This window comes from Paraburkholderia sp. HP33-1, from assembly GCF_021390595.1.
Classification (GTDB): Bacteria; Pseudomonadota; Gammaproteobacteria; order Burkholderiales; family Burkholderiaceae; genus Paraburkholderia.
Window position 1 is genome coordinate 1,196,542 of sequence record NZ_JAJEJR010000002.1, and the last position, 14,136, is coordinate 1,210,677.

Annotated in this window: 10 protein-coding genes and 1 pseudogene; 3 read left to right on the forward strand and 8 right to left on the reverse strand. The window is 62.2% G+C overall.

Features of this window, described 5'->3' with window-relative positions:
- Nucleotides 1–33: 33 nt before the first annotated feature.
- The 3 genes from L0U81_RS21430 to L0U81_RS21440 are packed head-to-tail and all read right to left on the reverse strand — an operon-like array spanning nucleotide 34 to nucleotide 5,910.
- Nucleotides 34–1,503 carry an efflux transporter outer membrane subunit gene (locus L0U81_RS21430; protein ID WP_233805515.1) on the reverse strand — a complete coding sequence of 490 codons (1,470 nt, stop codon included), beginning with the start codon at nucleotides 1,501–1,503 and terminating at the stop codon, nucleotides 34–36.
- Nucleotides 1,496–4,690, reverse strand: coding sequence for a multidrug efflux RND transporter permease subunit (locus tag L0U81_RS21435; protein WP_233805516.1), 3,195 nt, complete (start codon nucleotides 4,688–4,690; stop codon nucleotides 1,496–1,498). Before L0U81_RS21435 ends, L0U81_RS21430 begins: the two co-directional genes overlap by 8 nt.
- A gap of 11 nt (nucleotides 4,691–4,701) precedes the next feature.
- Complete coding sequence (locus L0U81_RS21440; protein ID WP_233805517.1) at nucleotides 4,702–5,910, reverse strand: efflux RND transporter periplasmic adaptor subunit; 1,209 nt, start codon at nucleotides 5,908–5,910, stop codon at nucleotides 4,702–4,704.
- A 518-nt stretch (nucleotides 5,911–6,428) separates the two neighbouring features.
- Here L0U81_RS21440 and L0U81_RS21445 point away from each other — a divergent pair.
- Nucleotides 6,429–6,632 (forward strand): hypothetical protein, encoded by a 204-nt coding sequence (locus L0U81_RS21445; protein WP_230559253.1) that lies wholly within the window; start codon nucleotides 6,429–6,431, stop codon nucleotides 6,630–6,632.
- Between the two features lie 81 nt (nucleotides 6,633–6,713).
- Nucleotides 6,714–8,219: a type I glutamate--ammonia ligase gene (gene glnA, locus L0U81_RS21450; protein WP_233805518.1), complete on the forward strand. Its 1,506-nt coding sequence runs from the start codon at nucleotides 6,714–6,716 to the stop codon at nucleotides 8,217–8,219.
- Nucleotides 8,220–8,335: 116 nt separating this feature from the next.
- Here the strand turns inward: glnA and L0U81_RS21455 are convergent, their stop codons facing one another.
- The 4 genes from L0U81_RS21455 to L0U81_RS21470 all read right to left on the reverse strand — a co-directional run bounded on the left by L0U81_RS21455 (nucleotide 8,336) and on the right by L0U81_RS21470 (nucleotide 11,965).
- Nucleotides 8,336–9,802, reverse strand: coding sequence for an amino acid permease (locus tag L0U81_RS21455; RefSeq protein ID WP_233805519.1), 1,467 nt, complete (start codon nucleotides 9,800–9,802; stop codon nucleotides 8,336–8,338).
- A gap of 300 nt (nucleotides 9,803–10,102) precedes the next feature.
- A complete protein-coding gene (locus tag L0U81_RS21460) occupies nucleotides 10,103–10,762 on the reverse strand; it encodes a hypothetical protein (RefSeq protein ID WP_233805520.1) in 660 nt (219 codons plus the stop codon).
- 206 nt (nucleotides 10,763–10,968) lie between these two features.
- Nucleotides 10,969–11,109, reverse strand: coding sequence for a hypothetical protein (locus L0U81_RS21465; RefSeq protein ID WP_233805521.1), 141 nt, complete (start codon nucleotides 11,107–11,109; stop codon nucleotides 10,969–10,971).
- Nucleotides 11,110–11,509: 400 nt separating this feature from the next.
- Nucleotides 11,510–11,965, reverse strand: coding sequence for a hypothetical protein (locus L0U81_RS21470; protein ID WP_233805522.1), 456 nt, complete (start codon nucleotides 11,963–11,965; stop codon nucleotides 11,510–11,512).
- 712 nt (nucleotides 11,966–12,677) lie between these two features.
- Here L0U81_RS21470 and L0U81_RS21475 point away from each other — a divergent pair.
- Nucleotides 12,678–13,082 (forward strand): helix-turn-helix domain-containing protein, encoded by a 405-nt coding sequence (locus tag L0U81_RS21475; RefSeq protein WP_233805523.1) that lies wholly within the window; start codon nucleotides 12,678–12,680, stop codon nucleotides 13,080–13,082.
- A gap of 70 nt (nucleotides 13,083–13,152) precedes the next feature.
- On the opposite strand, the pseudogene L0U81_RS21480 reads toward L0U81_RS21475, so the two are convergent.
- Nucleotides 13,153–14,109 (reverse strand): annotated as a pseudogene (locus L0U81_RS21480) (pyridoxamine 5'-phosphate oxidase family protein); the annotation flags it as partial.
- Between the last annotated feature and the right edge of the window lie 27 nt (nucleotides 14,110–14,136).

Below are 14,136 nucleotides of genomic sequence, written 5' to 3' on the forward strand. Positions count from 1 at the left end.
GCCGGCACGGCGCGCTGATGTAGCGCGCGTGCCTCAGTTGGAAGGCTGGGCCCGATCCGCTTGTGACGTGCCTTGCGAAACGTTCTGCGGCTCGTCGGGGCCGCCCCCCAACGCGACGTAAAGCGACACCCCGTTCTGCAACGCCGTCGCCCGAAGCTGGATCAGCTGCTGCTCGGCGGCGAACTGATTGCGTCGCGCATCCACCACCTCGAGATAGATCGAGATTCCATTTTCGTAGCGCAGCTCGGCCGTTTCGGCGAGTTGCCGCTGCGCCTGCACCGCCTGTTCCTGCGCCGCGATCTGCTCCTTGTAGCGTTGCCGTGCGACCAGTGCATCGGACACCTCACGAAACGCGTTCTGCACGGTGCGCTGATAATCGGCGACCAGTTCGTCGCGCCGCGCGCGCGTCGCCGCTAGTTGCGCCTGGCGCTGACCCGCATCGAAGATCGGCATGCCGATCAGCGCGCCGAACGTCCACGCCTGCTTGGCCGGCTCGAACAGATCGCCGAGTTCCGGCGACACGTAACCGAAGCTGCCCGTCAGCGCGATGCGCGGAAAGAAGTCCGCGCGCGCGACGCCGATGTCGGCATCGGCCGCGCGCAGCTGCTGCTCGGCCTGCTGGATGTCCGGCCGATCGATCAGCAACGCGGAGGGCAAGCCTGCATCGAGCGCGCGGAACTGCGCGGCGTCGGCGATCGGCGGCGCGTGCGGTAGCGCTTCGGCAAGCGGCCCGCCGATCAGCACTTCGAGCAGATGGCGTTGCTGCGCGGTGGTCCGTTGCAGCTCCGCGAGTTGCGTCTGCGCCTGCGTGACGAGAATGGCGGCCTGGTCGTAATCGACCGTCGAGGTGACACCTGCGTCGAGCCGCAGCCTGGCGACTTCGAGCGCGTAGCGACGACTGTCGAGCGTCCGTTGCGCGAGCTCGACGCCTTCCTCGCCCGAGCGGATCGCGTAGTAGTTCGACGCGACATTGCCGATCAGCGACAAACGGAACGCGTGCTGTGCGTCGACGCTCGCCAGATACCGGCGCCGCGCCGCTTCGCTGCTGTTGCGCACGCGTCCCCAGAAGTCGAGTTCGAACGACGTCACCGCGGCCTGCACGTTGTACTGGTTGAACTGGACCGAGATGTCGGTATCTTCGAACTCGGGTTCGATCGAACCGAGCGGCGCTTTCGTGCGGGTCGCGCCCGCGTTCACATCGACATGCGGCAAACGCGCGGCGTTCTGGATGCGATAGAACGCGCGCGCCTGTTCGATGCGAGCGATAGACGCGGCGAGATCGCGGTTGTGTTCGAGCGCCGTCTCGATCAGCAGCTTCAATTGCGGATCGGCGAAGAACGTCCGCCAGTCGACCTGCTTTGCCAGAGTCGCATTGGCCGGATTGGCAGTCTCCGTTATGTCGAAGTGATCGGCGATCGGCACTGGGGGCTGCTGATACTTCGGCGCAAAATTGCAGGCAGTGAGCGAGCAGCAGAAGAGGGGCAACAGCAGGCTCTTACGCATCGGGCTGTCCTCCACCCATTCCCCCCGGCGCAGCCGTCGAATCGTCATCGTCGAGATCGATGCTGCGCTTCTTGCGACTCAGCCAGCGCCGCGCGGCGACGTAGAACAGCGGCGTAAAGAAGATGCCGAATAACGTGGCGGTCAGCATGCTGCCCATCACGCCGGTGCCGACCGCGCGTCGGCTCGCGGCGCCCGCGCCGGTTGCGAGCACGAGCGGCATCATGCCCAACACGAACGTGACGCTGGTCATCAGAATCGGGCGCAGGCGCTGCTGTGCGCCGTTCCTGGCCGCGGCCAGCGCGTCCTTTCCTTCCGACTCCTCCTTGATCGCGAACTCGACGATCAGAATCGCGTTCTTCGCAGCGAGGCCGATGATCGTCACGAGGCCGATGTTGAAGTACACGTCCGCGGACAGTCCACGCAGCATCGTCAGCACCACCGCGCCAATCACGCCGAATGGAATGATCAGCAACACCGCCACCGGAATCGCCCAGCTCTCGTACAGCGCCGCGAGCAGCAGGAACACGACCACCAGCGACAGCCCGAGCAGCATACCGATCTGGCCGGCCGCCTGCTTTTCCTCGAGCGCGGTGCCAGTCCATTCGTAGGTCAGGTTGCCGGTCAACACGTGCGACGCAATGCGCTCCATCTCGGCGATCGCCGCGCCGCTCGAACGGCCGGGCGCGGCCTGACCCGATAGTGTCGAGGACGGAAAGCCGTTATAGCGTTCGAGCTGCTGCGGGCCGGAAATCCAGCGCACGCGCGTGAAGGCCGAGAACGGCACCATCTCGCCGCGGTTGTTGCGCAAGCGCAGCGAGGTCACGTCCTCGGCGCGCATCCGTTGCTCGGCATCCGCCTGCAACAGCACGCGTAGCACGTTGCCCTCGAACACGAAGTCGTTCACGTAGTTCGCGCCGAACGTCAACGCGAGCGCCTGATTGACCTGACCGATCTGCAGGCCGAGCGCGCGTGCCTTCACGCGGTCGATCTCGACGTAGAGTTGCGGCGCTTCCGGCATGCCCTCGGCGCGTACGCCCGCGAGCAGAGGGCTTTGTGACGCCTCGATCATCATGCGCCGCGCGGCCTGCTGCAGCGCTTCGCCACCGACGCCGCTGCGATCCTGGATCTTCATCGTGAAGCCGGTCGCGTTGCCGAGCGACGGAATCGCAGGCGGGTCGAGCGCAAAAATAAACGCATCGGGAATCTGCTGGAACGCGGCATTCGCGCGACGCACCAGCGCGCTCGCCGAATTCGCCTCGCCCGGGCGCTCGTCCCACGGCTTCAGATCAACGAACGACAGTGCCGCCGATTGTCCCTGGCCGAAGAAGCTGAAGCCCGTCACCGACGCGATGTTGCGCACCTGTGGCTGCTGCCGCAGAAACGCCTCGACCTGGTCGATCGCGTGCTGCGTGCGCTGCTCGGTCGAACCCGGCGCGCTGGTGTATGTGATGAAGATATGCCCCTGATCTTCGGTCGGCAGAAAACCGGTCGGCAGCCGCATGAAGAAAAACACGGTGATCGCGCAGGCCGCCACGAACACGAGCAGCCAGCGCAACGGCGAGCCCAACATCGCGCCGACGCCGCCGATATAGCGCGTGGTGCCGGCGTCGAGCCCGCGATTGAAGCCGTCGAATACGCGGTGCAGCAGACGCGAAGCCGCGTTCTTCGGCGGCGCGTTGGCGGCCGCCTCGCTGCGCAACAGCGCCGCGCACATGGCCGCGCCGAGCGTCAGCGCCAGCAGCGTCGACAGTGTGATCGACACCGCCAGTGTGACCGAGAACTGCCGGTAGATGCCGCCCGTCGATCCCGGGAAAAACGCCATCGGAATGAACACCGCGACGAGCACCAGCGTACTCGCGATCGCCGCGCCCGAAATCTGCCCGATCGCCTTGACCGTTGCGCGCGGCGCGCTGAGCCCTTCCTCGCGCATGACGCGTGCGACGTTTTCGACGACGACGATCGCGTCGTCGTTGAGGATACCGATCGCGACCACCATGCCGAACAGCGACAGAATGTTGATCGACAGCCCGAACAGATAGAGCCCCACGCAGGTGCCGATCAGCGCGATCGGCACGACGATCGTCGGAATCACGGTCGCGCGCCAGTCCTGCAGGAACAGGAACACCACGACGGTCACGAGCAGCAGCGCCTCGACCATCGTGCGCAGCACGCCGTTCACCGAGGTCGTGATGAACGGCGTGGTGTCGAACGGCACGGTCCACGTGACGCCGCGCGGGAAGATCGGCTGCAACTCGGTCATGCGCTGGCGTACCGCCCTGGCGACCGCGAGCGCGTTCGCGCCGCTCGCGAGCTGGATCGCGATGCCGGCCGACACCTTGCCGTTGACGGTCAGCCGGTTGCCGTAGCTGTCGTTACCGAGCTCGACGCGCGCGACGTCGCCCACCCGCACGGTCGAGCCGTCCGGATTCGCGTGCACGATGATTTCGCGGAACTGCTCGGGCGTCGAGAAGCGGCTTTGCGTGACGATCTGCGCGGTGAATTCCGAGCCCGGCGCGATCGGCTGGTCGCCGAGGCCGCCGCCCGCGGTCTGGCTGTTCTGCTCCTGGATCGCCTGCAGCACCTCGCTCGCCGACAGGCCGAAGCCCGCGAGCTTGCGCGGATCGAGCCAGATGCGCATCGCGTACGACGAGCCGAACAGTTGCACGTCGCCGACGCCGTCGATACGGCGCAGCTCGTTGACGATGTTGTTCGACGCAAAGTTGCCCATCGCGACAGCGCTGGTGGTGGCGTCGGTCGCCTGCAGCGCAACCAGCATCAGAAAGCCCGACGACGCCTTCGTCACGGTCAAGCCGACCTGGCGGACTTCGAGAGGCAGGCGCGGTTCGACGCGGCTCAGACGGTCCTGTACCTGGGTGCGCGCGATGTCGAGATTGGTGCCGGGCTTCAGCACCACGGTGATCTGCATCGTGCCGTTCGCGCGGCTCACCGACGACATGTACAGGAAATTCTCGATGCCGTTCATCTCGTCTTCGACGATCGACGTGACGGCGCGCTCGAGCGTGCTCGCGTCCGCGCCGCTGAAAACCGCGGAGATGCTCAGCGACGGCGGAGCGACGTCGGGATACTGCTCGACCGGCAGCAGTGCGAGCGCGATCGCGCCGAACAGCACGATGAAAAGCGCGATGACCCACGCGAAAACCGGCCGGGCGACGAAGAATCGATTCATCGGCGAGCCCGTCAGTGTGCGGTCGATGCGGCGGCGGCTGACGCGGCCGGCTGCGCCGCTGGCGACGCATTGGGCGCGGCCCGCGCGTCGACATGCTGACCCGGCTGGACTTTCTGCCACCCGTCGACGATCAGGCGCTCACCGGCCTTCAGACCAGCGCGCACGGTCCAGCGTCCTTCGCCCTGTTCGCCGAGATCGATGTTACGGCGGACCACGGTGCCGTCGTCGGCGACGAGCGCAACGCTGGCGATGCCGTGCTCGAGTTGCACCGCGCGCTCAGGAATGCGGATGCCCTGCAGATTACCCGCCGCCATGATGCGCCCGCGCACGAACTGCCCCGGCAATAGCGTGCGGTCCGGATTCGCGAACCGCGCGCGCACCGTCTGCGTGCCGGTGGACGGATCGACGACGAGATCGGTGAAATCCAGAAAGCCTGGCTCGTCGTAGAGCTGGCCGTTCGCGAGGATCAGCTGCACCTCGACGTGCTTCATGCTGATCGGGTTGCGCGTGCCCGACTGGATCTGCTGCCGGATGTCGAGCATCGCGGTGTTCGACTGCGTGAACACCGCGTTGATCGGCGTCAGCTGGTTGACCTGGGTGAGCAGCGTGGCCGCGCCGGCGCTGACGAGCGCGCCTTCGGTGACGAGCGCGCGGCCCGCGCGCCCGGCGATGGGCGTGCGCACGATGCAGCGATCGAGCCGCAGTTGCGCGAGTGAGACGGCGGCCTGCGCGTCGGCGACGTTGGCCTGCGCCTGCTGCATGGTCGCGAGCGCGGCGTCGTATTCCTGCGCGCTGACCGCGCGCCGGCCGACGAGCGGCTTGAATCGATCCACCACCGAGGTCGCATTGTCGCGCACGGAGGTCGCGCGCGACAACGCGGCCTTGGCCTGCTCCAACTGCGCGCGATAGTCGCGCGGGTCGATCTGGAAGAGCGGGGCGTTGGCCGGCAGGTCCGTGCCTTCCTGATAGAGCGTGCGCTCGACGATGCCGTCGACGCGCGCGCGAACTTCGGCGCTGCGCACGGCCTCGATGCGGCCCGGCAACTCGACGACGTCGGCGACAGCGGTGGTGGAAACCGTTTCGACCAGCACGGGAACCGGCGGCATCGATGCGGCGGTGGGAGTGCTCTGCCGGTCGTTGCAGGCAGCAAGCAGGAGCGGCAAACCGATGATCAGCAGCGATGCGGCACGACTACGCAGGCGGAATGCGGAGCTAAGCAAGAGAAACTCCTTTGATCAAGGCAGTCTTTTTTGCGCGTGAGATCGGTGACGGTTTAACGGTTTGCGGTCGGTTTAGTTATTGGGAAGTGGCAGGCGGGATGATGCCCGGAAGAGATTTCCGTTGATCCTACCGAGTCTGGGTGACTTGTCAATTCATTCTTGGCCGATGCGAGTGGAATGGACTCGCAATGGCGGCGGAGGTGCCCCGAGAAGCCCTAACGCCGCCTTGTCCGGGACAGGTGACGATAGAAGTTTTCTTTCGATTTCAATGGAATTAACAGTCAGTTTGCATGCGTCCTTTGATATCCAATCAGTCTGTCTGATATGAACGGCACCAGTAAGCCATAGAAGCGCCGTTCACAAAAAACACCTGAATCCCGGATCGAGACCGAACGCACGGCCGGTGTTCGATATCGGAAGCGAGAAAACCGTCATTTGTGCGATTCCATCGCCTAAGATCGACTTACGCGCGGAGTAGCTAACACTCTCGCGTTCGACTTTTCCACAAGGAGGTCACGATGAAATCAGACGACAAGGGCGACGTGCGCGCTTTCGTGCAAACAGCCGAGCAGGGTGGCGAGCATGTCTGGGTAATCACGCTGGTCGACTTCGGGGCTCGGGAAGTCAAACGTTCGCTCGTTTCGGACGAGACGTATGCGACTCACGCCGCTGCAAAAGACGCAGGGGAAGCCCATCTGAAGGCATTGGCGGAAGACCGCTAGACCCACTCACTTCTGCCTTGTTTTCGCGCGCAGACGTACTAACGTTGGGCTATGGGTCGAGGGGCGGAAGAGGACAAAGTCATGGCCAGTACGCAAGGAACTACCGGATCGCCGTTTGCGGTGTCCGTCGAGGCGGGCAGCTATCGCGTCACGCGCCCACAAAAGGCAAGCGATGTGATCGACCTGCTCCAGAAGCACGGTATCCAGATCGTCGATCTGAAGTTCACCGACTTGCCCGGACTCTGGCAGCATTTCTCGATCACGCTCCCCGAGGTTCACGACGATCTGTTCAACGCCGGCATCGGTTTCGACGGTTCGTCGATCCGCGGCTTCCAGGAGATCCACGAGTCCGACATGCTGCTCCTGCCCGACCCGGCAACTGCCTTCGTCGACCCGGCGTGTGGCACGCCGACCCTGTCGATCATTTGCGACGTAGTCGATCCGGTGCTGCGGCAGCCGTATTCGCGCGATCCGCGCTACATCGCGAAAAAGGCTGAGAACTATCTGCGTCAGACGGGCATTGCGACAACCTGCTATTTCGGGCCAGAGCTGGAATTCTTCATTTTCGATTCGATCCGCTTTGGACAGGACCAGCACAGCGGCTACTACTATGTCGAATCGGCCGAAGGCGACTGGACCACCGGTCGGGACGAAGGCGCATACGGCGGTGGCAATCTCGGCTACAAGCAACGCTACAAGGAGGGCTACTTCCCGGTACCGCCCCATGACACGCTGCAGGAGATCCGTTCGGAGATCGCGCTGACGCTGCAGCAGGCGGGCGTGCAGATCGAAGTGCACCACCACGAAGTCGCGACTGCAGGACAGAACGAAATCGACATGCGCTTTGCGACGCTCACCCGCATGGCCGACAACGTGATGATCTACAAGTACATCTGCAAGAACGTCGCGCGTCGGCACGGCAAGGTGGCCACCTTCATGCCGAAACCGCTGTTTGCCGACAACGCGAGCGGCATGCATTGTCACCAGAGCCTGTGGAAAGAAGACCTGAATCTCTTTTACGACGCAGGCGGCTGGGCGCTGACTTCCGACGTATGCCGCTGGTACATCGGCGGACTGCTCCACCATGCGCCAGCGCTCATGGCTTTCTGCGCGCCGACGACGAATTCCTACAAGCGTTTGGTGCCGGGGTATGAGGCACCCGTCAATCTGGCGATGTCCCAGCGCAACCGTTCGGCTGCGGCGCGCATCCCGATGTATTCGGATTCGCCGAACGCGCGGCGCGTCGAGTTTCGTTGTCCGGACCCGTCCGCGAATCCTTACCTGGCGTTCGCGGCGATGATGATGGCGGGCCTCGACGGCATTGAGAACAGGATGGACCCGGGCGATCCGCTTGACCGGAACATCTACGACCTGCCGCCCGAAGAAGCCAGCGCCATACGGCAGGTGCCGGGTTCCCTCGAAGCGGCGCTGGCCGCGCTCGAAGCCGACCACGCGTTTCTGCGTCAAGGCGATGTGTTCACCGACGACGTGATCCAGACCTGGATCGAATACAAGCGAAAACGAGAGATCGACACAATCAAACTGCGCCCGCATCCGTGGGAGTTTTACCTGTACTTCGATACCTAGAAGAAAAGGAGGCTGTCACCAACCACGATGGGCAGCTTTCATATCGTCTCTACACAGCGTCTCGCGAACGAGCAGGGCGGGGCGCTGAAATCCCTCTATCGCCCCGCCCCGATCATTCACCGCTTGCGCAACTCCGGATGCCGCAACACGGAATGGTTGCGCCCGTACGACAGATAGATCGTCATGCCGATCAGGAGCCACACGACGAGCCGCAGCCATGTGACGAGCGGCAAGCCAAGCATCAGCAGTAGACAAAACAGGATGCCGAGCACCGGCACGACCGGCACGCCGGGCGCGCGGAACGGACGCAACGCATCGGAGTCGCTGCGCCGCAGATAGATCACCGCGCCGCACACGAGGATGAACGCGAACAGCGTGCCGATACTGACCATCTCGCCTAACACGCCGATCGGTGTCAGCGCAGCGACGATCGCGACGACAGTGCCGATCAGCATCTGGCTCAGATGCGGCGTGTGCAGACGCGAATGCACGCGCGCGAACAGCGGCGGCAACAGACCGTCCTGCGACATCGTGAAGAAAATGCGGCTTTGTCCATAGAGCAGCACGAGGATCACGGTGGTCAGCCCCGTCAGCGCGCCGATTTTAATCAGGATCGCGAACCAGGTCAGCCCGATCGCATCGACGCCTTTGGCGATCGGATCGGGGACGTTCAGCGCGGTGTAGGGAACGAGTCCGGTCAGGACGGCCGCGACGAGGATATACAGCACCGTACAGATAATCAGCGAACCGAGAATGCCGATCGGCATGTCGCGCTGGGGCTGTCGCGCTTCCTGCGCGGCGGTCGACACCGCATCGAAGCCGATGAACGCGAAGAACACCACGGCCGAGCCGCGCAGAATCCCGCTCATCCCGTAACTGCCGAACTGGCCAGTGTTCGCAGGAATGAACGGATGCCAGTGTTCCGGCTTGATGAAAAACACGCCGATGGCGATGAACGCGACCACCACGGTCAGCTTGATCGCGACCATGACGTTGTTCAGCCGCGCCGATTCCTTCGTACCCAAGACGAGCAACGTGGTCAGGATCGCGATGATCAGCACCGCTGGCAGGTTGATGACGCCGGTGATCGTCGAGCCATCGGCCAGTTTGACGACGGTGCCGGGTGCGGCGGCGAGGGTGGGCGGAATCTCGATGCCGACGTTGCGCAACAGGCTCACGATGTAGCCGGACCAGCCGACCGCGACGGTTGCCGCGCCCATCGCGTATTCGAGGATCAGGTCCCAGCCGATGATCCACGCGAAGATCTCACCGAGCGTCGCATACGTGTACGTGTAGCTGCTGCCGCACACGGGCAGCATCGCCGCCAGCTCCGAATAGCACAGGCCGACGAACGCGCACGCGATGCCGCCTAGCACGAACGACAGCATGATGGCCGGTCCCGCGAACTGCGCGGCGGCGGTGCCGGTCAGCACGAAGATGCCGGCGCCGATGATCGCGCCGATGCCCATCGCGGTGATACTGGTCGCGCCCAGCGTTTTCGACAGCTTGCGGCCTTCTTCGACGTCGGCGCTGCCGACGATATCGGCAACGGTCTTGCGTGCCATGTAACCGGAAGCGGCCATGATGAGTCGTCCCTTTCGATTGGTGATTAGACACGAACCGGCACGGCTGGCATCGGCTCGTGGAGCACGACAAAAGACGTCCGTCGCCGCGCACGGCAAGTGCCACGACAAGTGCGAAGAAAGCGGCTAACGGAAAAAGTCTGAATTCAGTCTATGCCGGATTAAAAGCAAAGTGAAATCCTCTTGCCTCGTGCATTGCGATCGCACGCAGGGCCTCCTGTTCGATTCAGGAGGGTTCGCAATATGCGCTTGCGGAACAGGCAATGAACAGTGGGGGACTTCAGGCTTGCAAGGCGGAGCTCAGCCGATGCGCCCGCGTCGCAGCACGGCGCTCAGACCGAGCGAGTGGCCGGGGTCGTAGTAGTGGATCAGTAGCGTGCGCCGCTGTCCGCTCTGCACGTCGAGGTTCGCGTGCTGGATTGCGAAGCCGTTGAATTCGTACACGCTGCCGGGTTTGACCGGGATGCGCTTGCAGTTGCCGACACGCAGATCATGCAAGGTATGCCAGCTGCGCCAGCTGAGCGGCAGGCTGTGCAGGAAGCCATGACGCACCTTGCAGATCACGTTGCTGACTGTCGTTACCGACAGCCGCGGCTTGCGGTACATCACGAGGTCGCCGTTGTGAACACCGTCGGGTGCGAGCTGCAGCGGAATCAGCAGCGTCAGCAGATGCGAGTCGTAATGGCGGCAATGGCTCTCCACCAGCGCCGACGTGCTCGCACAACGCAGTACGTGATACGGCTCTAGCGGTAAATTTGTCAGACCGTTCTTCGCAGCCATCGCCCGCGCATTCGTGCAGATCGACCGCTCGAGCTCCCGAAAGGCCTGGCCCCGACGCAGTATCTCGGCGATCTTCTCGCCGGACAGCGAACGCTGCGGCGTGTTGCCAAACAATTGATCGATGCGCTGGTTGATTTCGCTGATCGTCTCCAGTGGAACCACGTCATCGAAAGACTTCAAAGCGACACTTTTGTCGATTCGAATCCGCTTAGTCTCAGAATGCCCACGTACGTCTGTCAGGGTGTCCATAGCCCACATTCCAATTGCTTTTTCTTCTACGACCGTAATCAAAAAATATGCCGTACGAGGCGCAAGCAATGAGCGCCACCTTACACGGAGCGATCAAGCGATTGAACGCGGTCATCAAATCATAAGCCGATTTTCTCTTACCCGTTTGGTAAAGATTTACGGGTCGATTGACGATTGCCGTGACAGCGTCGATTTTTGCTGGAGTTCGGCGCAAAGTGCTGATCGCGGGTCGAGATCGAACTGCGCATGGTTGCCGTGATCAGTTCACGGCCGTTCATCTCGGGGCTCCTGGCAACGCCACGCGGCAGCATGCGCCGGATCAGGGGCAGGAATCAGATATTTCTATTTGGGAGCTACATGCATTCTGGTGATAAATTACATTATGTCAAATCTGGTATTTTCGGAGAACGGCTCGAAGTGTGGATCTCAGCGCTAGCGAACATTGCACATACTTCGCGCGGGTCCCTGCCACCGGGCGCTGGCCGCCGCAGTAATCAAAACGAAAGTGGCCAGACAATTTAATACCAATTTTGTTCCGTGCTCAATCACGAGCCTTGACGCATTGCGAACCATTTCGCATATCGGTTAATTCATGCGCGCCATATGAAGCAATTAGCCGATTGTTAAATCTTTTTCTGCATGCGGAGAGAATAAGTTTTGCGGAAAATTCAAAAATTGCTATTGCCTTTGCGGCGGATTTTTCGTTGCCGGCTTTGCTCTTGTGGCGTGGCCGTACGGACGCAACGTGCTCGTCGCGTTCCCACTTCCCGCCATCTGTGATGCGTGTTCGAACACACGGCGGCGCTCGGCATCCGCAATCAGTCGTTTCCTGGTCGTCGAGCGCCCCGCCGACCCAAAGCCCATCACCTCTTGGTATTCACGCGGTCTGCCGTGCCTGAAACGATTAAAGAAGTCATCGCCAGGCAGACCGTTGTCGAGGCTCATCAGGCAGCCATAGTCGAGCGATGCGCAATCGCTCAACGAGCGTGCTGCGTTCTCCAATGCCCGATAACGGCTTTGCAACGGTTCGTCCCGACTAAAAAGCGCATGCAGTTCCTGATACGTCACAAGCCTTTTGCGCCTCGCGGCATGCATTAGCATCGCGGCGATATCGCGGGTCCTGTCCGTGTTCATGTCGCTCTCCTTACCGTCCGCTTGCAACGCCCACGGCGGGCAACGGCAACCGTTGAAAGCGCAGCCATCTTTAATTGCAGCTATGCGTATCGAGTCAGAAAGTGCCCGGCGTAGAGGTAATTAAACGATGAAGCCAGATTAAGCAGATCGTTAATGAATTCGATATTTCCCGTGACGCTCTGCAGGACTGCCAAAATTACCTATAATCCTGCTGAAAAAACGCCGCGAAATGGTTTTCCATCGTCCGCGCCATTTTTCGCAGGTTTCCGGAAAACGTCGCTGTCCTGCATCGGGAAATGCGTTAAAAACATTCGCAAAACAAGAAGCCGCGCTTTGAAATGGCTCGGGCTTGTGACAGGCTGCCATGTTGAAAAGCGCCAGACGTCGACACGCGCACGATCCGGCCACGGCCGGCCCGCCCGGGCAAGGCCGGCTGGCGAATTGATACTGCTATTTAAATCATTTCAATCAGGTTAGCAAACGTTAAATTCAATCGCAAGAAAATCTTTTAACATTTTTGAAAGCAAGGGTCGAACTACGGGGTTTCGCAGGTTTGCGTCTTTTCCCTATCAGACAAAAGACGTGATTGATTTTTCATTCTTCTGGACACAGTTGAGGAATTTTCGATTATCTGTAAGTTATGCGCCCTCTCTCTGTCTACCCCAGTAACTGCTTGCAGTCCGGTGATCGAACCCAACGACGGAGTTCTGCGATGCATCGACCGAATGACGAATTGCCGACCGTCGCACGGCGTCTCGCGGCTGGAAAGAAGCTGCTCGACGGCGCCGCTGCGACAGAGGTCGCGAAAGAGATGGGCATGGCAAAGACCACAGTCGAGCGATATCGAAAGCTATTGGAGCAAGGCGGGCTCGACGCGCTCAGAAACATGAGCGTCGGCGGCCGCCATTCGGCGCTCGCCATGGCGGATCTTGACTGGCTTGCGCAGGCACTTAAGGCCTCGCCTCGCGACTACGGCTTCGACGCCGACGGCTGGAGCAATACACGCATGCGCGAGCTGATAAGCCGTCAGTTCGGTATTTCGTATTCCCGAGTGTATGTGTGGCAACTGGCTACCCGGCTCGGCGTGTCTTATCGGCTCGGCAGGAATGCGCATTAAAGCGATCGCCGTACCGCGCTAAACCGCGCGCATACGCGTGGGCTCATGCGCTTTCGCGAACTTTCGGCAGAAACTGCGGCGCCAGTTCGACACCCGACCATCGGAACGGCAATGCTCCGCGGCTTCGTCGCACTTCGCTCACATGGAACCGCACGAGCCGCTGCGCGCCAGCGAATGCCGCGAGCTCGTCCCCGTCCCAGATGATCTCCGCTTGCACCGCCAGGTAAAGCAGATCGCCGTTCGCGAAGTCGATGAACAGCAGTCCCGCGCGTGGATCGTGCGTGAGGTTGCCGATCGTGTTGAAAAAGCGGTTGCCGCTGTAGTCGGGCGTGGTCAACGTATTGGCGTCGTCCACGCGCACGAAGCCCGGCGCGCCACCGCGATGCGAAACGTCGACGCCCCTGCCCGGCCCCGCCTCCTCGCTCAGATTCGCACTGGCGATAAAGAACGTGTCCGCACTCGCGAGCAAGTCGCGCTCGTCACTGCCCAGATGCGTGGCGATCTCGGGCTGCGCGCGCGTCGCGGCCGCGTCCCGCGCGATGAACGACGGCGTGCGGCTCTGTATGTACTTCGGGCAATTGCCGAAGCTCTGCATTACTTCGATCTGCAACGTCTTCCCTTCCACGGCCCTTACGACGCCATTGACCCGATTGCGGCGCCGCGTGCGCGGCTCGATGCCGAGTGCACCGAGCAGCGCGCCTTCGCGCCAACCGGCGGCGAGCGGGTCGCCAGCCAATACGCCATCTTCGATACGCAGCGTTTTCGCATCGGGTGAGGAGACGAAACCCGGCGCACCCGCACGCAGCGTCGCCCACGGCTGAGCGCCCGCATCGACGCCACCAATCACGACGAACGGCTGCGCGGAGAAGAATTCGCGGTGCTGCTCCGGCATGAAGCGGCGAATCCCGCGACGCCCCATCGATTCCGCCAGCTCACGCACACCCGCGCGCTGCTGCACGGCCTGCTCGCCGGCGTGAAACGGCGACACGTCGGCCCCCCAACTGTTCAGTGGAACGAACTCGGACATGGTCGGACTCCGATGCACAATCTGGCG